Here is a 23,528-nt window from a genome sequence, read left to right on the forward strand (position 1 = left end):
GACCAAAACGATAGCTTTCTTTTAGTTTAAGGAACTCTTTTTTTGCTCCTTTAATTAAAATTCATATTCCATTAAATATGTTCCTGTATCTACTAATCGTTCAGGCAATGTATAAATATTAGTTGCAATAGCCCCGGAAATTATAGCTAGAACCCAAAAAGTCATTTTTTCTACTAAAGACATATCTGAAAAACTAATAACAATTGCGCCGAAGAAAAAAATTCCAGTAATGATATTCACTAAAATGCTCGAAATTGCTGCGAGTAATACTAAACCCTGCCCTAAAATTATTAATAAAAGTCCAACAATCTTAAATATAAATTTTATTATTGTTTTAATAACTATCATATACGGTTACTTTCCCTCATTCCATCTTTATACAAAAAAAGTATAACACAATTATAGTTAATGTGGTTAAATATGACATAAAACTTTGGGACGGCCTTTCTCCAAGTGGAAACCCCAAAATGATTCTAAAATACTCCGCTCAAAGCCCCACTGAGGGAATTTTGTTTTCTGCATAAAATTAACACTTTGCTATATATTGTAGATGTTCTCATATAGTTTGCTATAATAGACAATGCTTAATAAAAGAATTATAGATGAATACAATCATTGTATTGTTATAGAGAGGATTATTTATCATGACAACAAAACCAAAACTACTAATTGTTGATGGCATGGCGCTGTTATTCCGTTCTTTTTTTGCGTCTGCAGCGATGGGGCATTATATTCGCCTTGCGGATGGGACACCTTCTAATGGCGCCCAAGGATTTGTGCGTCATGTATTAATGGCACAATCTATTATGAAGCCGACACACCTTGCTGTTTGTTGGGATATGGGTGCACACACATTCCGCAATGAATTATTTGATGGCTATAAGGCTAATCGACCATCACCACCAGAGGAAATGCTACCGCAATTTGATATGGCGAAAAATTTATCTCAACAAATCGGCTGGCAAAACTTCGGTGTGAAAGGGATGGAGGCAGATGATTTAATTGGCTCAATGATTACAAAATTTCAGGATGAGGCTGACATTACGGTAATTAGTGGAGACAAGGATTTACTGCAGCTTTTAAGACCGTCAACGGAAATTGCTTTTACGAAAAAAGGCTACACAGAATATGACGTTTATACACATACACGCTTTCAAGAGGAATATGGCATTGAACCTATTCAATTTGCACAGGTCAAAGCTTTTATGGGGGATACGAGTGACGGTTACCCAGGCGTTAAGGGAATTGGACCTAAGCAGGCACTTACGTTAATTCAAACATATGGTTCTATAGAAAATGTTCTTACATCACTAGATGAATTAAAGCCTGGTCAACGTACGAAAATTAAAGAGCATTTAGAGATGCTAAAATTGTCACATGAGCTTGCAACGATTCAAACGAACGTGCCAATCGAGGCAGATTTAGCGAGCTTAGTATTACCGAACTACGAGCCCCAAACGTTCAAAGAAATAGAACAAAGTGGCTACACATTAATCGCAAAGCAGGCACGCTCGTTGTATTCACTTATTTAACTTCTTTCAGCGGATGTCACGGAAATCGAAAAGGAGTTCCAGAGGATGTTAGCCTATAATCATCACATCCACTGACCTGCATCGGTAGAAACGCCACGTCCTGTGGCATTACCGAAATGACCGACATCATGTCGGCCCTCGTGCAGGCCTAAGCACAAAGCCGATTCCGGACACAATTATGCCGAGGCATAATTGATTAATAAACTTCAAGTTATTCACGCAGAGTATAGAAATATGCTCTGCTTTTTTTATAGCTATAAACAAGATCTCCATGATCATGCTTTTTTGCACAAGTTCTAAAAAGTATTCTTGAAGAGAGATATTGATGAAAAAAGAGCGTGTCAAAACATTGTAGGCACGCTTTCGTTAGTTCGGTTTGATTTTGACGAAGCTCAATACTTTCTCATTATCTTTAAACGGAGCCGTTCGAATTTTACTTTCACGATTAGGACCACCATTATCATGGAACATTAACAACAGCTCATCATTTCGTATTTCATAACCAATCAGAGGTACCCAATGATACGCGAAGGCAGCCTTTTTATCGCACCAATTCAGGCTGAAATATCGGTCAAAGCGCATGGCGACAGATCGACCTGCATCGATTTCCTGCATAGCCTCCTTTAAAGTACAATCACGAATATCCCATGTCGGACGGAGCTGACGAAGATTGCGAATTAGACGCCACTTAAATAACCCGATTTTCGTGCCACCGAGAAGTTTATAAAGCTCATTTACCGAAGGAGCTTGATCTTCCAAGTAGTTTAAGATTACGTGTACCGTTGTAGGTCCACAAGCGGAATTACGATAGTTGGGTGAAATGGCTGCATCATATTGTGATTTTCCAAGTAGCGACAATTGTTGGCGCATCATAATCTCCTTTCTAAAAAAGAGCTGCATTTCAAAAAGAAATGCAGCTCTTTCATCGCAGATAGAATTCTGTAACTTGCGGCTGATACTTCGCTTTCGCCACAGATACGTAGCTCTTCTACGCTAATATAGCCTATCTAAATTATTGTTGTGCAGATAAAAACTCAGTAACTTGCTGAGGTGTTTTAGCATTAGCACTATGTAAGTGTGCTAATTTTTCACCGTTTTGGAAAATTAGTAGGCTTGGAATACCCATTACATCATATTTGTCCGCAATTTCTGGAAGTTCATCACGGTTAAGTTCATACCAGTCAAATTGGTTGTACTCTTCGATAATTGGATCGATGAACATATTCATGCGTGTGCAATCTGGGCACCATCCAGCGTAAAATTTTACTAGCACTTTTTGGTCACCAGAGATCAGTTCATTAAATTGGTCAGCAGTTGTAATTGTTTTCATTTGTTATTTCACTCTCCTCGCTTACCATTCTACACATTTTTAACGCAACCTGAAAGTTTTCTGTTTGGAATAATCGCTATCTGCTTATTGTCTTGTTTTCGCTCGTAAAAAACGAAAAAAGTTGTATATTGCAAAAATAATTGGTGAAAAAAGATTGCTAAATGAAACAAAATATTCTACACTGAAAACAGAAAAAGTAGTTTTATCTTCATTCAACGGAAAAAATTACCACAAAAACTAAAACGGTAGTTGAACGAAGATAAGCCTTAGTTGTATGTCACAGATTAAATTTGAATAGAGCTAGACTGATTCAAATTCTGGACAAAAATACACGAAGGCAAACTTTGATATTTTTTTGGTCAAAAAATGAATGGCTATTCATTCAATGGGAGAATAAGGGGGAATTGCTTGTGACTTACAACATTAAAAAAGCAGCTGTTCTAGGTTCTGGGGTAATGGGCTCTGGAATTGCAGCACATTTAGCAAACATCGGTATTCCAACATTATTATTAGACATTGCGCCGAAGGAACTAACAAAAGAGGAAGAAGCGAAGGGTCTTTCCTTAGAGCATCCTGCTGTGAGAAATCGTATCGCCAACGGAGCTCTGCAAAAGTTATTAAAGCAAAAGCCAGCACCACTTACTTCTAAGAAAAATTTATCACTACTAACGGTTGGTAACTTTGAGGACGATTTAGAGAAATTAAAAGATGTAGATTGGGTTATTGAAGTTGTCGTTGAAAATTTAGCGATTAAACAAAGCCTATATGAAAAAGTTGATGCTGTACGTAAGCCAGGCACAATTATTAGTTCAAACACATCTGGCATAAGTATCGATGCAATGGCGGAAGGGCGTTCAGAAGATTTTAAAAAGCATTTCCTAGGAACTCACTTCTTCAATCCGCCGCGTTATTTAAAATTACTTGAAGTCATTCCAGCAAACACAACAGCGCCAGAAGTTGTCAGCTTTATGAAAACATTTGGCGAAGATGTGCTTGGGAAAGGTGTCGTACTTGCTAAGGATACACCGAACTTCATTGCCAATCGTATCGGAACGTACGGTTTACTAATTACTTTACAAGAAATGATGAAGGGTAGCTATTCAGTTGGCGAGGTGGATTCTGTAACAGGTCCATTAATCGGTCGTCCAAAATCAGCAACTTTCCGAACGTTGGATGTTGTTGGTTTAGATACATTTATCCATGTAGCGAAAAACGTTTATGATCAAACAGCTGGTGAAGAGCAGCAAGTATTTGCAGTACCAGATTTCCTACAGAAAATGGTCACAAATGGCTGGCTCGGAGCAAAATCAGGTCAAGGGTTCTTCTTAAAGCAAGGCAAAGAAATACTTGAAATTGATCCAAACACTTTAGAGTATAGCCCAGTTAAAAAGTTAAAAACTCCTTCTATCGAAATGGCAAAACAAACTCGTGGATTAGCAAATAAAGTGAAAGCATTAACTTATGCTAAGGATCGTACCGGAGAATTATTATGGGGTATCTTCGCTCCGACGCTCATTTACTCTGCACAGCTACACGGTGAAATTGCTGATGATATTGTTGCCATTGACAATGCTATGAAATGGGGCTTCGGCTGGCAGCAAGGGCCATTTGAAATATGGGATGCAATTGGCGTCAAAGAGTCCGTAGCTAAAATGGAGGAAGAAGGTCGTGAGGTACCGGCATTCGTCAAAGATATGTTAGCAAGCGGCTTAGAAACTTTCTATTCCGACATGGACGGTGACCTAGCCTATTATAATGGCTCTGAATACGTAAAAGTGCCAGTGAATGAGAAGGAAATTAACTTAAAACGCTATAAGAAAAAGCACGGCGTTATTAAATCAAATACAGGTGCTAGTTTAATAGATATAGGTGATGGAATTGCATTACTTGAATTTCATTCCCAATCAAATGCAATTGGCTTAGACATTATCCAAATGATTAACTTTGCAATCGATGAAGTAGAAGCGAACTATAAGGGCTTAGTCATCGGTAACCAAGGGAAAAACTTCTGTGTTGGTGCAAATCTAGGAATGATTTTAGTAGAAGCACAGGATGATAATATTTTTGAACTAGATTTCGTTATTAAAGCATTCCAAGATGCGATGCAAAAGATTAAATACTCTCGCAAGCCTGTTGTAGCAGCGCCTTTTGCTATGACGCTAGGTGGCGGAGCAGAGGTTTGCTTACCAGCTGCACATATTCAAGCAACAATGGAAACGTATATGGGCCTAGTCGAAGTTGGCGTAGGATTAATCCCTGGTGGAGGCGGTAATAAGGCGCTTTACCAAAAATTCCTAAAAGGGTTACCAAATGGCGTTGAAGTAGACTATCAACATATTGCTAATAAAGTATTTGAATCGATTGCGATGGCAAAAGTTTCGACATCTGGTGAAGAAGCACGTGAAAATAACTTCTTAAACTTTGCTGACGGGATTTCTGTTAACCCAGATCACCAACTATATGATGCAAAACAAGCTGCACTAGCGCTTTATGAGGCAGGCTATTTACCACCTGTTCCTACGAAAGTTCCTGTAGTCGGTGCATCAGGATACGGTACGCTATTAATCGGTGCTCAAGGAATGTTTGAGTCAGGCTATATTAGTGAACACGATTTAAAAATCGCTAAAAAATTAGCGTATGTCATTGCTGGTGGTAAAGTTCCATATGGCACATTAGTAGATGAACAATACCTATTAAACCTTGAGCGTGAGGCGTTCCTAAACTTAGTGGCAGATCCGTTATCTCAACAAAGAATGCAGCACATGCTTTTAAAGGGAAAACCACTGCGTAACTAACTTTAAGACTGAATTCACTATACTTGCACATGAAACAAAGGGGGATTAATACGATGCGTGAAGCCGTTATTGTAGCAGGAGCACGAACTCCGATTGGAAAAGCGAAGAAGGGTTCTTTAGCAACAGTTAGACCAGATGATTTTGGAGCGGTTGTTGTCAAAGAAACATTAAAAAGAGCGGGCTATGAAGGTCCGATTGACGATTTAATTTTAGGATGTGCAATGCCGGAAGCCGAGCAGGGCATGAACGTAGCACGTAGTATTGGAGCGCTTGCTGGACTACCAGATACAACGCCAGCGCTAACAATTAATAGATTCTGTTCGTCGGGTTTACAAGCAATTGCTTTTGCAGCAGAGCGTATTATGCTAGGACATTCTAAGGCAATTCTTGCTGGTGGCGTCGAGTCTATGAGTATGGTGCCAATGGTAGGTAATACACCTCGCTTAAATCCAACATTAGCTGAAACTGCTCCACAATATTATATGGGGATGGGGCATACAGCTGAGGAAGTGGCACGTCAATACAATGTTAGTAGAGAAGATCAGGATGCTTTTGCTGTTCGTTCACATGTGCTTGCGGAAAAGGCGATTAAAGAAGGTAAATTCAATGATGAAATCGTACCAATTGAAGTGGAGCAACATTATGTAGATGACAACAACAAACTACAGGTGAAAAAATTCACGTTTAGCATGGATGAAGGTGTACGTCCAGGTACATCTGTAGAAGGTTTAGCGAAGCTTCGTCCGGCCTTCCATGTTAAAGGTAGTGTTACAGCAGGTAATGCTTCTCAAACTTCAGATGGTGCAGCAGCGGTACTTGTGATGGACCGTGAAGAAGCAGAAAAACAAGGGCTTACTCCGATGGCGAAGTTTTTAGGCTTTGCAGTTGGTGGCGTACCTCCTGAGGTGATGGGTATTGGACCAATCGTGGCAGTACCTAAAGCGCTTGAAATCGCAGGCTTATCAATAGATGACATTGATTTATGGGAAATTAACGAAGCATTTGCGTCACAATCCTTACAAGTCGTACGTCATTTAGGCATTGACCAAAACAAAGTAAACGTTAATGGTGGAGCAATTGCCCTTGGTCACCCACTTGGTGCAACGGGAGCTATTTTAACATTAAAGCTCATTCATGAATTGAAGCGTCAAGGTAAGAAATATGGTGTCGTAACAATGTGTATCGGTGGCGGTATGGGTGCTGCGGGAGTATTTGAACTTCTATAATTTTTGCTAGATCAGCTTGGAGTGCAGTGTTTTCGGTTGCCTCCGAACGTAGTACTTCAAGCTTTTCTATATATTGGGGATAAAAACTATTAAAAATAGATATATAGGGAGGAATTTAGAATGACAGAAAAAACAACGGATTTCATTAAAGGCGGCGGATTTATTATTGAAGATGTGGAATTAGATCGTGTGTTTACACCAGAAGATTTCACAGATGAGCATAAAATGATTGCTAAAACTACTGAAGAGTATGTAGCAAATGAAGTGTTACCAGTCGTTGAAAATTTAGAAAACCATGAATTTGAGCATTCGGTTCGTCTACTAAAAAGTGCAGGTGAGCTCGGCTTACTAAGCGCGGATGTACCTGAAGAATATGAAGGTCTAGGATTAGACAAAGTTTCTTCTGCATTAATCGCAGAAAAAATGTCTGTTGCTGGCGGCTTCTCTATTACACATGGTGCCCACGTAGGTATTGGTTCTTTACCAATCGTCCTATTCGGAAATGAAGATCAAAAGAAGACGTATTTACCAAAGCTTGCGTCAGGTGAATTAATCGCTGCTTACGCATTAACAGAGCCAGGTTCAGGTTCTGATGCATTAGGTGCAAAAACGACTGCGAAGTTAAACGATGCAGGGACACACTATATTTTAAATGGTGAAAAACAATGGATTACAAATGCAGGCTTTGCAGATGTATTTGTTGTCTATGCAAAAATCGATGGCGATAAATTCTCAGCATTTATTGTAGAACGTGCCTACAATGGCGTTTCAGTAGGCGCAGAAGAGAAAAAAATGGGAATCAAATCTTCATCGACACGTACTTTAATCCTTGAAGATGCAGAAGTACCTGTAGAAAACCTTTTAGGTGAAGTAGGTCGCGGACACGTTATTGCCTTTAATATTTTAAATATCGGTCGCTATAAATTAGGGGTTGGAACAATCGGTGGCTCGAAACGTGCATTAGAGCTTGCTATTCAATATACAAACCAACGTCAGCAGTTTAAAACGAAGCTGTCTGATTTCAATCTAACAAAAGAAAAATTATCGACAATGGCATCACAATTGTATGCGTCTGAGTCATTAAACTATCGTACAGTAGGTTTATTTGAGGACCGCTTAAGTCAGCTAAGCCCAGATGAGCAAAAGCAAGGGAAAGTGATTGCTAGTGCAATTGCTGAGTATGCTATTGAATGTTCTATTGCTAAAGTATTTGGTTCTGAGACTTTAGATTACATTGCGGATGAAGCGGTTCAATTACACGGTGGTTACGGCTTTATGGCTGAATACGAAGTAGAGCGTATTTATCGTGATTCTCGTATTAATCGTATTTTTGAAGGTACAAATGAAATTAACCGCATGATTGTACCAGGTACATTTATGAAAAAGGCAATAAAAGGTGAATTGCCATTACTACAAGTTGCTCAAAATTTACAACAAGAGCTTCTTATGCTAATGCCTGAAGATGTAGGCACAGAGCCGTTAGCACAGGAAAAATATCTTGTGAAAAATGCGAAGAAAATTGCTGTATTAGCATCAGGTTTAGCAGCACAACGCTTCGGTGCGAAGCTTGATCAAGAGCAAGAAGTATTAGTGAAGATTGCAAATATCGCAAACCAACTATTCGCAATGGAATCTGCTGTATTGCGTACAGAAAAAGCGATTGCTCGTGACGGTGCTGAAAAAGCTCATCAAAAATTACTGTACACTCAAATCTTCTGCCAAGAAGCATTTGCAGAAATTGAAAAAGAAGCAAAAGATACGATTCTTGCTTCAGCAGACGGCGACGCTGCACGCATGACATTGTCTGCACTACGTAAATTAACTCGCAACAACCCATACAACTTAATCGCGAAGAAACGCGAAGCTTCTGTTAAATTAATTGAAGCAGAAAAATTTGTAGTTTAATATGCAAAATAACCCTAGCTATCCATAGAGATGTGATAGCTAGGTTTTTTTGTTGGAAGTAAAAGTATAGCTCTTAAAATGAGGGGGTGATTTCCGTTCCAGGCTACTCGCTTTCCTGTGGGCGAGCGTCGAGCCGCTTCCTTCGCTAAAGGAACGAATGCTAAATGCGTCACGTCCTGTGACAATGCCTCCGTGACCAACATCATGTTGGCCTCAGGGTCTCGCCTGTTTCACTTTCCCACGGGAGTCGAGTAGCCTTCCACTCCAATCAACAATATCGTAGAACTTTAATAAATTTTATGAATGGCAAATGAGAACGCTAAGGCTACACATCATAATCAATCAGAATAGTAAGGGCGATTGTACATCTGTTGTTGATTCTGCTACGATAACACTTCGCTTTCGCACGAAAAAACACCGGTAGCTAAAGCTTGGTTTTATTACATTAAATCGGATAAATATGCAAGAAACACACGCTATATGAATTGGTTGATTGGAGTGGAGGCTGGGCGACTCCTTGGGGATCAGCGTCACAGATGAGACCCTGCAGCGAAGCGAAACGGCTCATCGGACGCCCCCAGGAAGCTCTGCTCTGCGCGAAAGCGAAGCGTCAGCGGCAAAGCGCCCAGCCGGAACGGAAATCAACCCCACGCTATGGAAGGAATAAGTTAATAATTGTTTCATTTTGGTTCGTAACGGTTATGATGGTATACTACAGAAAATGAGGGATACACTGAAAATGTAGTTCCTAAAAATGATAGTAGAGGAGCCTTTAAATGACGATTCAATTTATTCAATATCCGAAATGTACTACTTGTAAAAAAGCACAAAAATGGCTAAATGACAATGGAGTTTCATATGAAGATGTACACATTGTCGAACAACCGCCAACAAAGGACGAACTATCAAACTTATGGCAAGTAAGTGGACTACCTTTAAAGAAATTTTTTAATACTTCTGGTATGAAATATCGCGAGCTTGGCTTGAAAGATAAGCTTGCTGAAATGACTGAAGAGGAGCAACTTGAACTGCTTGCTTCAGATGGTATGTTAATTAAACGTCCAATCGTAACTGATGGAAAAAAAGTTACGTTAGGGTTTAAAGAATCAGATTTTGAGCAAGCTTGGAAATAACCGCTTTTAATCGCTTTTAATCTTGTTTTTATGGAAGAAGTATGGCACACTGAAAGTGAATATATTACATATTTATGGAGGGGTTTTTGCATGAACACACCTAAAGACTTACGTTACTCTGAAGAGCACGAATGGGTTAAAGTAGAAGATGGAAAAGTACGTATCGGTATTTCTCATTTCGCACAATCTGAACTTGGAGATATCGTTTTCGTTGAACTTCCACAAGTTGGTGACGAAATCAAAACAGATGATCCATTTGGTAGCGTAGAATCTGTAAAAACAGTTTCTGAATTATATGCACCAATCTCAGGTACAGTAGTTGAAGTAAATGCAGATTTAGAAGATAGCCCAGAATTCGTTAATGAATCACCATATGAAAAAGCATGGATGATCGTTGTAGAGCCTGCTGATGCATCAGAAGTTGAAAAGCTTATGACAGCTGAGCAATACGATGAAATGATTGCAGAATAAGACAAGCCTGTAAAGAAAAACGTCGGAAACTACCGACGTTTTTTATTATCTTCATCCATTCTGCCATCATAGTGGATGAGTGTGAATGCAAGTATATTCCCTTAACAATAGGTGTCTAACAGTATCAATGACAAGATTTATTGATATAATAATGATAAGGGATATGTCTAAACGGGGGTGGCTTTATGTTCGAGGGGAAATGCTTAATTGTCGAAGGCCGTTCGGATAAGCTTCAAATTGAACCTATTTTAAATGAACATGTTAAAATACTTTGCACGAATGGTACAATTGGTGTGCATCAATTAGAAGAGTTACTTGATCCATATGAAGGCTGTGAGCTTTATACATTTTTTGATGCAGATACATCGGGTGATAAGCTACGAGCATTAATGGACAGACATTATCCAGAGGCTGAGCATTTACGTACTATGCCAACATATAAGGAAGTAGAGACAACTCCGAGAAAGGTGTTAGCGGCAATCTTAATTCGTGCGCATTTCTCAATCCATAATGAATATATTTTGTAAGGTTGCGTGAAAAAAATGGAAGAATGGTCAAAAGAGCAGTGGAACGTGGCTATCCAGTCGGGTGAAAAGGCTGCTTTTTATTTATATACACCAATGTGTGGAACGTGTGTAGTTGCATCGAAAATGATGTCGGTTGTTGAGCAATTGCTACCACAGCTACAGGTTGGTAAAGCGAATATTAATTTTATCGAACAAATCGCTTATGATAATAAAATCGAAAGTGTACCGTGTTTACTTGTATGTGAAGGCGGAAAAGTGACGGAAAAGGTTTATGCTTTTCAATCCGTACCGTATTTATACGAATTGTTAAAAAAATAAATTGACTGAACTTTACTCACGTGGTAAAGTACGAATATACTAAAAAATATAAATATATCGAACTCTTATAAAGAGCGGCGGAGGGAAGTGCCCTATGAAGCCCGGCAACCATCACAAAGTGAAAAGGTGCCAAATCACCCAAAGATTTTATCTTTGAAAGATGAGAGAACGGTTCAACGTATAAGTTACGTGACCCCTTCTACTTGTCTATAGTTGAAGGGTTTTTTTTACTTCTTTCACCGAAACACCCGCTGAAAGAAGTAAAAGCCTCCGGCGGATGTCATGGAATCGAAAAGGATTTCTTTGTGCAAGCACAAAGTCGATTCCGGACGCAATTATGCCGAGGCACAATTGATAAAAAAAAGGAGAATTCGCTATGATTCAGCTTCAAAATATTACGAAGAAATACAAAACCTCGAATGGCGAATTAACAGCAGTTAAAGACGTCAACCTTTCTATCGATAAAGGTGAAATTTATGGCATTATCGGCTATAGTGGCGCTGGTAAAAGTACAATGATTCGCTTGTTAAACGGTTTAGAAAAGCCTACATCAGGTACGGTAACGGTTAACAATCAAGAATTTTCATCCATAAAGGGGCAAAAGCTTAGAAATGCTAGACAAAAGGTTAGTATGATTTTCCAACATTTCAATTTACTTTGGTCTCGAACTGTTGCGGAAAACATTGCTTTTCCACTAGAAATCGCAGGTGTTCCAAAGGCAAAACGTGAGGCACGTGTGAAAGAATTGATCACACTAGTTGGCTTAGACGGACGTGCTAATGCGTATCCATCACAACTATCAGGGGGACAAAAGCAACGTGTAGGCATCGCTCGTGCACTTGCTAATAATCCAGAAGTATTGTTATGTGATGAGGCAACATCCGCACTCGATCCGGAGACAACAGATGCTATCCTAGATTTACTTGTCGATATTAATGAGCGACTAGGTTTAACGATCGTGTTAATCACACATGAAATGCATGTTATTCGTAAAATTTGCCACCGTGTAGCGGTTATGGAAGCTGGAAAAATTGTAGAACGTGGTGAAGTATTACAAGTATTCCAAGCGCCACAAGCTGACATTACAAAAAAATTCGTTTCTCAAATTACAGATACGAAGGAAACACAGGAAACTGTGGCACAAATTAAAGCAAACTACCCTAATGGACAACTTGTAAAGCTAATATTTGTAGGAGAAAAAACAGAACAGCCTGTCATCTCACATCTTGTGAAACAGTGTGATGTAGAAGTAAGTATAGTACATGGTAATATTTCGCAAACTAAAAATGGCGCGTACGGTACACTTATCGTACAAATTGAAGGCACAGAGTCGAATGTTGCAGCTGCACTGAGCTACTTGCATACAGTCGAAGTACAAACGGAGGTGATTGCCAATGCTAACTAGTCTCTTTCCGAATGTTGACTGGGAAAAAATGTGGGAAGCTACGTATGAAACGTTGTACATGACAACAATCTCTACGGTGATCACATTTATACTTGGATTAGTAATTGGGATCTTATTGTTTTTATCAAGTCCTAACCAAATATGGGCCAATAAACTGGTGAACTTTTTAACAGGCTCAATCGTTAATATTTTCCGTTCGATTCCGTTTATCGTTTTGATTATTTTATTAATTCCGTTTACGAAATTTTTGCTCGGCACAATTCGTGGCGCAGATGCGGCTTTACCGGCACTAATTATCGGAGCTGCACCATTTTATGCGCGTATGGTATTAATTTCATTACGTGAAATCGATAAAGGCGTTATTGAAGCAGCTCGTTCAATGGGTGCTAAAACGTCAACGATTATTTGGAAAGTATTAATTCCAGAATCGTTACCAGCGCTTATTTCTGGTCTTACTGTAACGGCTGTAGCACTTGTTGGCTATACTGCGATGGCAGGTATTATCGGTGCAGGTGGTCTAGGAAACTTAGCATTCTTAGATGGTTTCCAACGTAATCGCCAAGATGTAACCTTAATGGCGACTATATTAATCTTAATAGTAGTATTTATTATTCAATGGATTGGCGACTTAATTACAGCCAAAACAGATAAACGCTAAAAAGGCGCTAATGACAAAAAAGCGTAGCTCGCTACGGACATCCAAAAGGTTATTTCGGTTTTATACCGCTAACATATTTTAAATTAGTTAAAAGGGAGTGCAATAAAATGAAGAAATTATTAGCAGGATTATTTTTATCAGTATTAGTATTAGCCTTAGCTGCTTGTGGTGCTGGTAAAAAAGATGATACAAACTCAAACGCATCATCTGGTGATAAATCAGACAATAAAGAAAATGTAACATTAACAATAGGTGCTTCTAATACACCACATGCGGTTATTTTGGAAAAAGCAAAACCAGCTTTAGCTAAAGAAGGTATCGATCTTAAAATTGAAACGTATCAAGACTATGTATTACCAAACCAACATTTAGAATCAGGTGAACTTGATGCAAACTATTTCCAACACCTACCTTTCTTAGAACTTAGCATGAAAGAAAATGGCTATGACTTTGTAAATGCTGGTGCCATTCACATTGAACCAATCGGAATTTACTCTAAAAAATATAAATCTCTTGAGGATCTACCAAAAGGTGCAACAATTTTACTTTCTAGCTCAGTTTCAGATCACGGTCGTATGCTTTCATTGTTAGAAGCTAAGGGCTTAATTAAATTAAAAGATGGCGTCGATAAAACAGCGGCAGAAATAAAAGATATCGCTGAAAACCCTAAAAACTTCAAATTCGATGCAAATACAGCTCCAGAAATGCTTGTACAAATGTATGAAAATAATGAAGGCGATGCAGTTTTAATTAACTCGAACTTTGCAATCGACAACAACATTAATCCATTGAAAGATGCAATTTCTCTTGAAGATAAAGAATCTCCTTATGTAAATATTATAGCTGTACGTGCTGATGATGAAACAAAACCAGAAATTAAAAAATTAATAGAAGTATTAAAATCTAAAGAAATCCAAGACTTCATTATTGAAGAATGGAAAGGTTCAGTTGTACCAGTTAAATAATTTGAAATTTATCGATAAGGGTATGTAAGTATAAAACTTACATACCCTTTTTTATCTTGTTATCAAAAGAATTTTAAAAGTTGATTTTCACTCCGAGTTGGCGCTTTCTCCGGGTTTGGCTTCACTCTCCCCATCACAGTATAAGTCGACAAACTGGAATAAAATAGTGTTTTTTTGAGTTTGAAAGGGTATGTAATTTAAAAGATTACATACCCTTTCTTCTTACTGTAAAAAGGCTGTCTTTTATCAGAAAAATATAACTTTTTGTTGGAAGAGTTATTATTCTGTAGTTTATAGCAAAAATATAATAATATTTTACAAGTGATCGATTTACCGAAAATTTTATGTAGAAATTGTTTAGTCATATTTATTACTATAGTTGTTGTGTTTGTAAATCAAAAGAATGATAGAAAAATAATGAAGAAGAATACAATGCTTCTTCCATCAACTGGAGTGAACACAAATGAATAAATTAATCGTTGCGGAAGATATCATGCAGGAGCATGAGGTGAAAGGTTATTTTGAAATTTTGCGTGAGAGTGTTATTCGTTCACGTTTAACAATGACTGCAGTCTTTTTAAAAGTAGCGAATTCCTCACAAGAAACTGATATAGATTGTAATCAAGTGAATCATCAAATTTCAGCTTTTCTAAAATCTAAAATACGAAAAACAGATTTACTTTTCCAACTAGCAGATGGCATGCATTGGGGAATATTTTTTCTGCAAAGTAGTGAAGTAGAGGTAAAAGCATTTTTAAAACGGATTTTCGCAATTCTAACGCAAGAAAGGGAATTTCAACAAATAGCTTTAAAAGCTTCCATTACTGAAATAAGGAATAATAATGTTGATTTTGAAACATTGTTAGAGAAAAATAAGCACAAACTAGCTGATGAAGAACAGCCAACTTGGTCAGTAGAACAGGTTACAGATTATCGTGTACAACCGATGGAGCAAGTAAAGGTTAGCATTATTGAACAGAATGAAATCTTTAGAAAGGTGCTAGAAACGACACTCGAAAATTTAGACATTCCTCATTATACTTTTGACGTGTCGACCTATGAGGATGGCTATGATTTTTTACAGTCCAATCACTATAAATCTGGCCATATGCATTTAGTTGTGATGAACGATATTTTACCACGTAAAAATGGCTTAGAAATTTTGCACATTTTGCGAGAAATGCCGAATGAAAAAAAGTTCATCATTTATATGATGTCTGAACGAAACTCAGAGGGTGCAACACTGAATGCTTATGAAGGTGGTGTCGATGAATATATCGTCAAACCATTTAATTTACGTTTGTTAGAAGCAAAAATTAAGAAGACTTTTGCGAGGTTCTGGCTATGATCAAGCTGTCGATCCCTTTTCTTTTAACGGTCAGCGGTGTTTTATTAACAGTTCTATTTTTATTTACGATCTATATACTTGTTCAGCGCAAGCGGGAGATTCGTTTTGCAGAAGTACGTGATACTTTTTTACAAAATTCTTCACAGCAATGGTACAACTATTTAATCAATGATGAAATTTTCTCTATAGTGCTTGTACCCAGAGGGAGAGCTCAAGTAGCAGCTATAGAAATAATCTTTTCATCTTATTTGAAAAATATAAGCAATGAAATAGTTGAACACAAAATAAAAGAGTTTTCTAATCTCTATTTAAAAAAGTTTTATGAAAAGGATTTGTCCAGTAAACGATGGAGCATTAGGATGAATGCTTTATATCATATTGCTGATTTACAGATAGAGGATTTATTAGAGGCATGTCTTCAATTCGAAAAAACCAAAATTTCGGAGGAGGAATATTTTCAACTGTTAAAAATTTACTCTCTCTTCCAACCTGAAATGTTTATCGAAAAAATTAAAGAATCGAACATTCATTATTCTGAAAGCGAGTATAGAAGAGTATTTGTCTTGTTAGAGGATGACGTATTTATTCGATTATTTGAAGACTTTAATAGTTGGACAACAAATATCCAATTTGCTGCAATTGATACTGCAGCTGTCAAAAGAAATATACAATACATTGATCAGTTAAAACAGCTATTAACGCATGAGGTTCCAGAAATACAAATCAGAGCATTAAAAGGTCTTTATGAAATTGGTGTAATTGATGAAATCAATCCTTATGTCCCATTTGTGACATCAGATATTTGGGAAATAAGATTAATGGTTGCGAAAATCTTTAAGCATGTACCACTAAACTATACCTATGCTTATTTAGAACAGCTTCTTCAAGATGAAAATTGGTGGGTTCGCTCACAGGCTGCTAAAACAATTGCAGAAAATAGAGATGGAATTGCGAAATTACAGCAATTTATGGAGTCCTCAAATGACCCATATGCAATTGACATGGCTCGTGAAACAATCGTCAGAAAGCGAGGGAACAAATGAAAGTATTTTTAGATTTTTGTATGTGGTTCTTTGGTGGATTTATTCTATTTTATATGTTGTTTGTTATTGTTTCGTATTGCGCCATGTTTGTTATCGCCATGCTAGTTATGCGAAAACGCTATAAATTAGACCCCTCAGAGTATGATGATGCGCATACAGATGCCTTTTACTCAAAACCAGTATCCTTATTAGTCCCTGCTTACAATGAAGAGATTGGCGTTGTAGACACAGTCTATTCATTGTTAAATTTACGATATCCACAAACGGAAATTATCATTATTAACGACGGGTCTACTGACTCTACACTACAAACCGTAATCGAGCATTTCCGAATGAAGCCCGTTGATAAAATTGTTCGTACACATATCCCTACAAAACAAGTTAAACAAATTTATGAATCTGAAATCTATAAAAATTGTATTTTAGTAGATAAAGAAAATGGTGGTAAGGCAGATGCATTAAATGTAGGTATTAATGTATCTCAATATCCATATTTCTGTTCTATTGATGGTGATTCAATCTTAGATGAAAAATCATTGCTTCGTGTGATGAAGCCGATTGTTTTATCTGATGGTGAAGTGATTGCAGCAGGAGGAAATATTCGAATTGCCAATGGCGCAAAAATGCAGCTTGGTTCCGTTACTGAAACACACTTATCAAATAATTACTTAGTGATCATGCAAATAATAGAATATGCGCGAGCCTTTTTAATGGGGCGAATAGCTTTAAGTAAATACAATCTTGTGCTTATTATTTCGGGAGCATTTAGTGTGTTTTCGAAGGAATGGGCTGTGAAAGCGGGCGGTTATTCAACGAATATTATTGGAGAAGACATGGAGCTTGTCGTGAATATTCACCGTTTGATAAGAAAGAAAAAAGAAAAGAAACGTATAGAATTTGTTCCAGATCCTGTGTGCTGGACTGAAGCACCTCAGTCATTAGGGGTTTTGCGAAACCAGCGTAGACGTTGGCATCAAGGACTATTTGAAAGCCTATGGAAGCATAAGACGATGACGTTGAATCCTAAGTATGGCTTAATAGGTTTGCTTTCATTTCCATACTTTTGGCTAGTAGAATGCCTAGGTCCACTAGTTGAGCTAGGTGGTTATATTTATATCGTAGTGGCATTTTTCTTAGGGAAAATCTATTATGAAATAGCTATAATTCTGTTACTGCTTTTCGTTATTTATGGGGTGATTTTTTCAATAGCTTCTATATTATTCGAAGCATGGATTTTGAATACTTATCCGAAACCGAGAGAGCTACTACGCATGATACTTTTAGCATTTACTGAAATTTTCTGGTATCGACCACTCACTCTTTTTTGGCGCTGTGAGGGATTAATTCGGTTTGTGCTAAGAAGAAGCGATTGGGGCAATATGAAGCGTGTCGGCATCGGTGAAAAGGAGAAAAGTGTATGAAGCGTATATATATAGGAATTATAGTCGTTCTAATTCTCGTTATTACACCTATAGCATGGTGGTATTTCAGCGATGAAAAACCGCTCAACGTTGCGATTCTAGATAAAACGGTTCCGAATGAAACTTATCGAGAGCATTTAGGTGTGAACTGGTTTTTAAACCATTATAAATACACGATCGATGAGCATCCGTATGATGTACAAAAAAATTACTTTGGTACACTTCCGAATGATAAAACGAAGAACGTGTCAGAAAAAAAGTTTCCGACTGACTATAGTAATTATGATGTTATTTATTTGGCTGATACGTACGGCGTTTATAAGGATGATTTAGATGAAAAAAAGCGCTTAGGTAAACGTTCAGAAAAAATTGTAGGCGGCTTGGAAATGGATGAATGGCAGTCTATAGTAGATCGTTTAGCAAGCAACAAGAAAAGTATGTTAATTGCTGAATACAATACATTTGCATCACCGACGTCAGCGGAAGTTAGAAAAGAGTTACAGGATTATTTAGGAATTTCATGGTCTGGATGGATTGGGCGATATTTTGATGAGCTTGATTATCATAAAAATACAGAAATTCCACAATGGGTCATAGATGAACATGGTGATAATTGGCCATACAAAGGCGGAGGCTTTCTTCTGTTTAATGAAATTACAGAAAAGCTCATTGTGTTAGAGTTGGACAAGCATGTAAACACAGAAGGTATTCAGGTGCAATTTACTGAAGAAGGGAAAAAGTTCTTCAACACCTCTGCTCGTGCAGAATATGGCTATTGGTTTGATATTATCACACCTAAATATGCAGAGGATGCTCTCGCTAATTATGAATGGGACTTAACAAAAGAAGGGGAAAAACTATTAGAGGACAACGATATTCCACAGCAATTTGCGGCAATCGTTTCACAGGATAAACGCTACACGACAAGCTATTATTTTGCAGGAGACTTTAACGATATGTCCCGTGTGCCGACCCTTTACAAAATAAAAGGATTACCGACCATTTATAAATATGCTGAGAAGTATGCAGATAGTTCGTTTTATTGGTCAATCTATATACCAGTCATGCATAAAATTTTCGAAACGTTTGAGCAAAAAGAAGTTCAAGAAACCGTTAATCATGGCAAATTAAATTATAACGCACGTATTAAGGGCGAATCATTTGAAGTCTTACGAGATGGAAAATGGGAGCCGATAGTCTTTAAGGGCGTTAATATCGGTATGGGTAAACCAGGAGCATTTCCTGGCGAGGCTGCTATTACGGAAGAAGAATACTATCGATGGTTCCGTCAAATTGCTGACATGAATGCCAATACGATTCGTATATATACATTACACCCGCCAGGTTTTTATCGGGCACTTGCAAAATACAATGAAGAAAATCCAGATAAACCACTGTATGTATTGCATGGTGTATGGATTAATGAAGAAGGTTTGGTTGATTCATTAGATGCCTATGATGAAGCTACTCTAAAGGATTTTCAACTTGAAATGAAACGAATGGTGGACGTTATCCACGGTAATACTTATGTGAAGCCAGTAGCAGGACATGCCTCAGGATTATATGATGTGGACGTTTCAAAATATATAATAGGCTGGGTGCTAGGAATCGAATGGTATCCGCAAATGGTTGTTGGTACGAACGAGAAACACGCTAATATAGGCGAATACAATGGGACGTATTTTGAAACGAAAAATGCTGCACCATTTGAACATTGGTTAGCCGAGCAAATGGATCTTATTACTGTTTACGAGAAGGACAAGTATAATTGGATCCGTCCAATGAGTTTCACAAACTGGGTAACAACCGACTTATTAGACCATCCATCTGAGCCTTCTGAGGATGAGGATTTGGTAGGCGTAAATCCAAATGTCATCTATACGAAAGGTGAGATGCAGGCGCCAGGTCAATTTGCTTCCTATCATGTTTATCCTTATTACCCTGACTTCTTTAACTACGATCAAAAATATTTAAATTATAAAGATTTCCGGGGCAATAAAAATAGTTATGCAGGGTATTTAAAAGAACTACATGAAGCGCATAAAATGCCTGTTCTTGTTGCGGAATTTGGAATACCTGCAGCTCGTGGTATGACACATGAAAATGTTTATGGCTGGAATCAGGGCCATATGTCCGAACAGCAACAAGGTGAAACGCTACAACATTTATATGAAGATATTATGCATGAAGGCTTGCTCGGAGGCCTAGTCTTTACATGGCAGGACGAGTGGTTTAAGCGGACGTGGAATACGATGGATTATGATGATCCAAACCGTCGACCATTTTGGTCTAATGCACAAACAAATGAACAGCAATTTGGCGTACTAAGCTTTGATCGATTTAAAGTAAAAGTAGACGGCGATACTAAGGAATGGAAAGGTACTCAAATGTACAATACCTCACCTTCTGACTCAACAGATTTTGCTGTCGATTATGATGAAAGATATTTGTATCTCAAATTAAAAAGTGATGTTTTAGAAAAAGCATCACCTCGTATTTTACTTGATGTAGTACCAAATCAAGGGAATACTTCAGCTACATCAATAAAAGATATGACGTTTTCAAATGGCGTAGATTTTATTGTGGAATTAAATAAAAGTGGAGACTCTCGAGTGGTCATAGATGAATACTATGATTTCTATGATTATTTTTACGGTCATAATATAAATCTGATTCCACCTCGTATGGCAGTTCCAACAAAAAATAGTGGTAAGTTTGCACCAATTTATTATGTGTTAAATAAAGAGTTGTACTTACCAGAGCAAAACATTACTACTGATTTCAGTCATTATGAAACAGGGAAGCTGCTTCAAGGGAATGCCAATCCAAAAGCAAAAGATTATAATTCGTTAGTAGACTATACGTGGACGGATGATAATGTGATTGAGCTACGAATTCCTTGGCTACTAATCCAAACTAGAGATCCAAGCCAGCGTGAGTTTATGGGGGACTTATATAAAGATGGAGAGACAGCTTCGACGAAAGTCGATAATATTTATATTGGTGCGGTCTTTGTAGATAAAGAGGGCAAAACTATAAAATCTTTACCAGAGACAAATGGCCAAGTCTTACCGAAACTCTCACCTTATACTTGGGAACCATGGCAAACACCTAAGTCTGAAGAGCGTTTAAAACAATCATATTATATTTTACAAAAATTATTTAAAGCATATTAAATGAGAGCTTAGGATAGGTGTTTTTTGCCTATTCTAAGTTTTTTTGGCTCATTACTAAAAGTTGGGATGTTATTTGTTAAAACGTATGATATATACGTTGATCTTCGTTAGGACTGGGCGACTCCTTGGAGATTAGCAATAGAGGAGCGGAGGTTAAAAACATCACATCCTGTGATAACGCCTCCGTGACCAACATCGAATGTTTTAACTGTGCGAAAGCGAAGCGACAGCAGCAAATGTTTTAACTGTGCGAAAGCGAAGCGACAGCAGCAAATATTTTAACTGTGCGAAAGCGAAGCGACAGCAGCAAATGTTTTAACTGTGCGAAAGCGAAGCGACAGCAACAAATGTTTTAACTGTGCGAAAGCGAAGCGACAGCAACAAATGTTTTAACTGTGCGAAAGCGAAGCGACAGCAGCAAATGTTTTAACTGTGCGAAAGCGAAGCGACAGCAGCAAATGTTTTAACTGTGCGAAAGCAAAGCGACAGCAACAAATGTTTTAACTGTGCGAAAGCGAAGCGACAGCAACAACAAAGCGTCCGGTCGGAACGGAAATCAACCCCGCATTATGCTGAGGAACTATTTTTGTTTGAAAATACAAAAATATTTTACAATTCCGCCTATTTCGCAAGCTGTATATTCTTGCAACTGTTTATGTTAAATTACTACTAATACATTCGAGAAAGACAGTTGTTTTTTTAAGGAGGACATTTTAGTGAAGTTTAAATTTGGTCTATTGGCAAAAATTATTGTCGCTATCTTTTTAGCGGTAATACTTGGAGGTTTTATGCCAGAGCCATTTGTACGTATATTTGCAACATTCAATGGCTTATTCGGTAATTTCTTAAATTTTGTTGTACCACTTATTATTATTGCATTTATTGCACCGGGCATTGCCCAGCTTGGGAAAGGCTCAGGAAAATTATTAGGTTTGGCAACATTCTTTGCCTATTTCTCAACAATCATTGCAGGCATGTTCGCCTTTTTAGTAGCGCGAAATGTGTTGCCTAACTTCATATCAAATGGTGCTATGGAAAGTATGAAAAACCCAGAGGAATTTTTAGCACAGGCATTCTTTAAAGTTGAAATGCCGCCATTAATGGGTGTGATGTCAGCATTAATTTTTGCATTCATCGTAGGGATTGGTATGACAGTCATCAAAGGTGATGTGATGAAACGTGGTTTTGAAGAGTTTAATGTAATCATTGAAAAGTTAATTTCATTTGTCATTATTCCACTTTTACCATTTCATATTTTTGGGATCTTCTTGAACATGACATATGGAGGTCAAGTAGCAAAAATATTATCTGTCTTCGCAATTGTCTTCGTACTTATAATTGCGATGCATTGGGTCATCTTGCTAGTGCAATACACTACTGCGGGAACTTTAAATAAGAAAAATCCGCTTAAGTTACTTCGAACAATGCTACCTGCGTATTTTACAGCATTAGGCACACAATCTTCAGCGGCAGCTATTCCGGTTACGTTGCGACAATCACAAAAAACAGGGGCTTCAGAAAAAGTAACGAATTTTACAATCCCACTGTTTGCAACTATCCATTTATCAGGTAGTACAATTACAATCGTAACTTGTTCTTTAGGTGTTATGATGATGAACGGTATGGATATAGGCTTTACACAATATATCGGCTTTATATTTATGCTAGGTATTACAATGGTTGCTGCACCTGGCGTCCCAGGAGGAGGAGTCATGGCAGCAATAGGTTTACTGCAAACAATGCTCGGCTTCGATGAAACAATGGTTGCACTAATGATTGCACTGTACATAGCACAAGACAGCTTTGGTACAGCTACAAATGTGACGGGAGATGGTGCATTAGCCATGATTGTTGACCGTTTCAACAAACCAACAAATTAATAAATAACAGAGTGAACGGATAGAATCACTAAAGAAAAAAATCGCCTGCTATGGCGATTTTTTTTTTGCTTAGGACGCGAAATAATGTGGAAATTCTCTTACAGATTAATTAGAGAGTGCTACTTTTCAAGATAAATAGCTAATGGTGAACATAAAGCGTTACGGATTTAATGGTTAATTAAATAGCGCACATTTTTTAAGACTAGTAAAAATTTTTAGTGATAAATAATTAAAAATATTTCTTGTTGAAATTTAATAAAATTACATGTTTATGTAGGGATATATCAAAAATTTATAGTTCTAAAGAAAGGGAAAATGGATTTAGTTAGGAGACTGGTTATTGGTAAAATAGTTATTTTTTCATTTAAAAAGTAAATTGTATAGAAAATGTTAAG

19 protein-coding genes and 1 riboswitch are annotated in these 23,528 nt (G+C 37.6%); of the genes, 16 read left to right on the forward strand and 3 right to left on the reverse strand.

Features of this window, described 5'->3' with window-relative positions; all coding sequences use genetic code 11:
* Positions 1-54 precede the first annotated feature (54 nt).
* Positions 55-348: a hypothetical protein gene (locus ACFTQ7_RS17620; RefSeq protein WP_386830178.1), complete on the reverse strand. Its 294-nt coding sequence runs from the start codon at positions 346-348 to the stop codon at positions 55-57.
* Between the two features lie 296 nt (positions 349-644).
* Between ACFTQ7_RS17620 and ACFTQ7_RS17625 the strand changes: the two genes are divergently transcribed.
* Positions 645-1,532, forward strand: coding sequence for a 5'-3' exonuclease (locus tag ACFTQ7_RS17625; protein ID WP_386830179.1), 888 nt, complete (start codon positions 645-647; stop codon positions 1,530-1,532).
* Positions 1,533-1,898: 366 nt separating this feature from the next.
* On the opposite strand, the gene ACFTQ7_RS17630 is transcribed toward ACFTQ7_RS17625, so the two are convergent.
* Both ACFTQ7_RS17630 and ACFTQ7_RS17635 read right to left on the reverse strand, forming a co-directional pair.
* A complete protein-coding gene (locus ACFTQ7_RS17630) occupies positions 1,899-2,402 on the reverse strand; it encodes a C39 family peptidase (protein ID WP_386830180.1) in 504 nt (167 codons plus the stop codon).
* A gap of 142 nt (positions 2,403-2,544) precedes the next feature.
* A complete protein-coding gene (locus tag ACFTQ7_RS17635) occupies positions 2,545-2,862 on the reverse strand; it encodes a thioredoxin family protein (protein ID WP_349661643.1) in 318 nt (105 codons plus the stop codon).
* Positions 2,863-3,272: 410 nt separating this feature from the next.
* On the opposite strand from ACFTQ7_RS17635, the gene ACFTQ7_RS17640 reads away from it, so the two are divergent.
* From ACFTQ7_RS17640 to ACFTQ7_RS17710, 15 genes are all read left to right on the forward strand, one after another.
* Positions 3,273-5,657 (forward strand): 3-hydroxyacyl-CoA dehydrogenase/enoyl-CoA hydratase family protein, encoded by a 2,385-nt coding sequence (locus ACFTQ7_RS17640; RefSeq protein ID WP_386830181.1) that lies wholly within the window; start codon positions 3,273-3,275, stop codon positions 5,655-5,657.
* A gap of 53 nt (positions 5,658-5,710) precedes the next feature.
* The gene (locus ACFTQ7_RS17645) at positions 5,711-6,883 is read left to right on the forward strand and encodes an acetyl-CoA C-acetyltransferase (protein WP_386830182.1); all 1,173 of its coding nucleotides are present in this window, start codon (positions 5,711-5,713) and stop codon (positions 6,881-6,883) included.
* Positions 6,884-7,003: 120 nt separating this feature from the next.
* Entirely contained in the window at positions 7,004-8,788 is a 1,785-nt protein-coding gene (locus ACFTQ7_RS17650) for an acyl-CoA dehydrogenase family protein (protein WP_386830183.1), read from the forward strand.
* A 776-nt stretch (positions 8,789-9,564) separates the two neighbouring features.
* Positions 9,565-9,921: an arsenate reductase family protein gene (locus ACFTQ7_RS17655; RefSeq protein ID WP_386830184.1), complete on the forward strand. Its 357-nt coding sequence runs from the start codon at positions 9,565-9,567 to the stop codon at positions 9,919-9,921.
* A 90-nt stretch (positions 9,922-10,011) separates the two neighbouring features.
* The gene (gene gcvH / locus ACFTQ7_RS17660) at positions 10,012-10,392 is read left to right on the forward strand and encodes a glycine cleavage system protein GcvH (protein WP_079561463.1); all 381 of its coding nucleotides are present in this window, start codon (positions 10,012-10,014) and stop codon (positions 10,390-10,392) included.
* A 185-nt stretch (positions 10,393-10,577) separates the two neighbouring features.
* Positions 10,578-10,919, forward strand: a complete 342-nt coding sequence (locus ACFTQ7_RS17665; protein WP_349661369.1) for a toprim domain-containing protein — start codon at positions 10,578-10,580, stop codon at positions 10,917-10,919.
* Between the two features lie 15 nt (positions 10,920-10,934).
* The gene (locus tag ACFTQ7_RS17670; protein WP_386830185.1) at positions 10,935-11,237 is read left to right on the forward strand and encodes a thioredoxin family protein; all 303 of its coding nucleotides are present in this window, start codon (positions 10,935-10,937) and stop codon (positions 11,235-11,237) included.
* 62 nt (positions 11,238-11,299) lie between these two features.
* Positions 11,300-11,404: riboswitch (SAM riboswitch) on the forward strand.
* Positions 11,405-11,613: 209 nt separating this feature from the next.
* Positions 11,614-12,642, forward strand: a complete 1,029-nt coding sequence (locus ACFTQ7_RS17675) for a methionine ABC transporter ATP-binding protein (RefSeq protein WP_386830186.1) — start codon at positions 11,614-11,616, stop codon at positions 12,640-12,642.
* On the forward strand, positions 12,632-13,300 hold the full coding sequence (locus tag ACFTQ7_RS17680) for a methionine ABC transporter permease (protein ID WP_349661366.1): 669 nt from the start codon (positions 12,632-12,634) through the stop codon (positions 13,298-13,300). The genes ACFTQ7_RS17675 and ACFTQ7_RS17680 overlap by 11 nt, the downstream gene beginning before the upstream one ends.
* 107 nt (positions 13,301-13,407) lie before the next feature.
* The gene (locus ACFTQ7_RS17685; protein WP_386830187.1) at positions 13,408-14,265 is read left to right on the forward strand and encodes a MetQ/NlpA family ABC transporter substrate-binding protein; all 858 of its coding nucleotides are present in this window, start codon (positions 13,408-13,410) and stop codon (positions 14,263-14,265) included.
* Between the two features lie 463 nt (positions 14,266-14,728).
* On the forward strand, positions 14,729-15,613 hold the full coding sequence (locus ACFTQ7_RS17690; RefSeq protein WP_386830188.1) for a response regulator: 885 nt from the start codon (positions 14,729-14,731) through the stop codon (positions 15,611-15,613).
* The gene (locus ACFTQ7_RS17695; protein WP_386830189.1) at positions 15,610-16,656 is read left to right on the forward strand and encodes a HEAT repeat domain-containing protein; all 1,047 of its coding nucleotides are present in this window, start codon (positions 15,610-15,612) and stop codon (positions 16,654-16,656) included. Before ACFTQ7_RS17690 ends, ACFTQ7_RS17695 begins: the two co-directional genes overlap by 4 nt.
* Positions 16,653-18,077, forward strand: a complete 1,425-nt coding sequence (locus ACFTQ7_RS17700) for a glycosyltransferase family 2 protein (protein ID WP_386830190.1) — start codon at positions 16,653-16,655, stop codon at positions 18,075-18,077. The genes ACFTQ7_RS17695 and ACFTQ7_RS17700 overlap by 4 nt, the downstream gene beginning before the upstream one ends.
* Positions 18,074-21,253: a hypothetical protein gene (locus ACFTQ7_RS17705; protein ID WP_386830191.1), complete on the forward strand. Its 3,180-nt coding sequence runs from the start codon at positions 18,074-18,076 to the stop codon at positions 21,251-21,253. Before ACFTQ7_RS17700 ends, ACFTQ7_RS17705 begins: the two co-directional genes overlap by 4 nt.
* A gap of 716 nt (positions 21,254-21,969) precedes the next feature.
* On the forward strand, positions 21,970-23,133 hold the full coding sequence (locus ACFTQ7_RS17710) for a dicarboxylate/amino acid:cation symporter (RefSeq protein ID WP_386830192.1): 1,164 nt from the start codon (positions 21,970-21,972) through the stop codon (positions 23,131-23,133).
* Positions 23,134-23,528: the final 395 nt, after the last annotated feature.

The sequence above is a fragment of the Lysinibacillus sp. NPDC056959 genome (genome assembly GCF_042674095.1).
Lineage (GTDB): Bacteria > Bacillota > Bacilli > Bacillales_A > Planococcaceae > Lysinibacillus > Lysinibacillus zambalensis.

Coding starts and splice junctions, on each gene's coding strand:
- ACFTQ7_RS17685 (WP_386830187.1), top strand. CDS start 13,408: ATGAAGAAATTATTAGCAGGATTATTTTTATCAGTATTAGTATTAGCC.
- ACFTQ7_RS17695 (WP_386830189.1), top strand. CDS start 15,610: ATGATCAAGCTGTCGATCCCTTTTCTTTTAACGGTCAGCGGTGTTTTA.
- ACFTQ7_RS17665 (WP_349661369.1), top strand. CDS start 10,578: ATGTTCGAGGGGAAATGCTTAATTGTCGAAGGCCGTTCGGATAAGCTT.
- ACFTQ7_RS17700 (WP_386830190.1), top strand. CDS start 16,653: ATGAAAGTATTTTTAGATTTTTGTATGTGGTTCTTTGGTGGATTTATT.
- gcvH (WP_079561463.1), top strand. CDS start 10,012: ATGAACACACCTAAAGACTTACGTTACTCTGAAGAGCACGAATGGGTT.
- ACFTQ7_RS17635 (WP_349661643.1), bottom strand. CDS start 2,862: ATGAAAACAATTACAACTGCTGACCAATTTAATGAACTGATCTCTGGT.
- ACFTQ7_RS17680 (WP_349661366.1), top strand. CDS start 12,632: ATGCTAACTAGTCTCTTTCCGAATGTTGACTGGGAAAAAATGTGGGAA.
- ACFTQ7_RS17620 (WP_386830178.1), bottom strand. CDS start 348: ATGATAGTTATTAAAACAATAATAAAATTTATATTTAAGATTGTTGGA.
- ACFTQ7_RS17645 (WP_386830182.1), top strand. CDS start 5,711: ATGCGTGAAGCCGTTATTGTAGCAGGAGCACGAACTCCGATTGGAAAA.
- ACFTQ7_RS17630 (WP_386830180.1), bottom strand. CDS start 2,402: ATGCGCCAACAATTGTCGCTACTTGGAAAATCACAATATGATGCAGCC.
- ACFTQ7_RS17625 (WP_386830179.1), top strand. CDS start 645: ATGACAACAAAACCAAAACTACTAATTGTTGATGGCATGGCGCTGTTA.
- ACFTQ7_RS17675 (WP_386830186.1), top strand. CDS start 11,614: ATGATTCAGCTTCAAAATATTACGAAGAAATACAAAACCTCGAATGGC.
- ACFTQ7_RS17670 (WP_386830185.1), top strand. CDS start 10,935: ATGGAAGAATGGTCAAAAGAGCAGTGGAACGTGGCTATCCAGTCGGGT.
- ACFTQ7_RS17705 (WP_386830191.1), top strand. CDS start 18,074: ATGAAGCGTATATATATAGGAATTATAGTCGTTCTAATTCTCGTTATT.
- ACFTQ7_RS17650 (WP_386830183.1), top strand. CDS start 7,004: ATGACAGAAAAAACAACGGATTTCATTAAAGGCGGCGGATTTATTATT.
- ACFTQ7_RS17655 (WP_386830184.1), top strand. CDS start 9,565: ATGACGATTCAATTTATTCAATATCCGAAATGTACTACTTGTAAAAAA.
- ACFTQ7_RS17690 (WP_386830188.1), top strand. CDS start 14,729: ATGAATAAATTAATCGTTGCGGAAGATATCATGCAGGAGCATGAGGTG.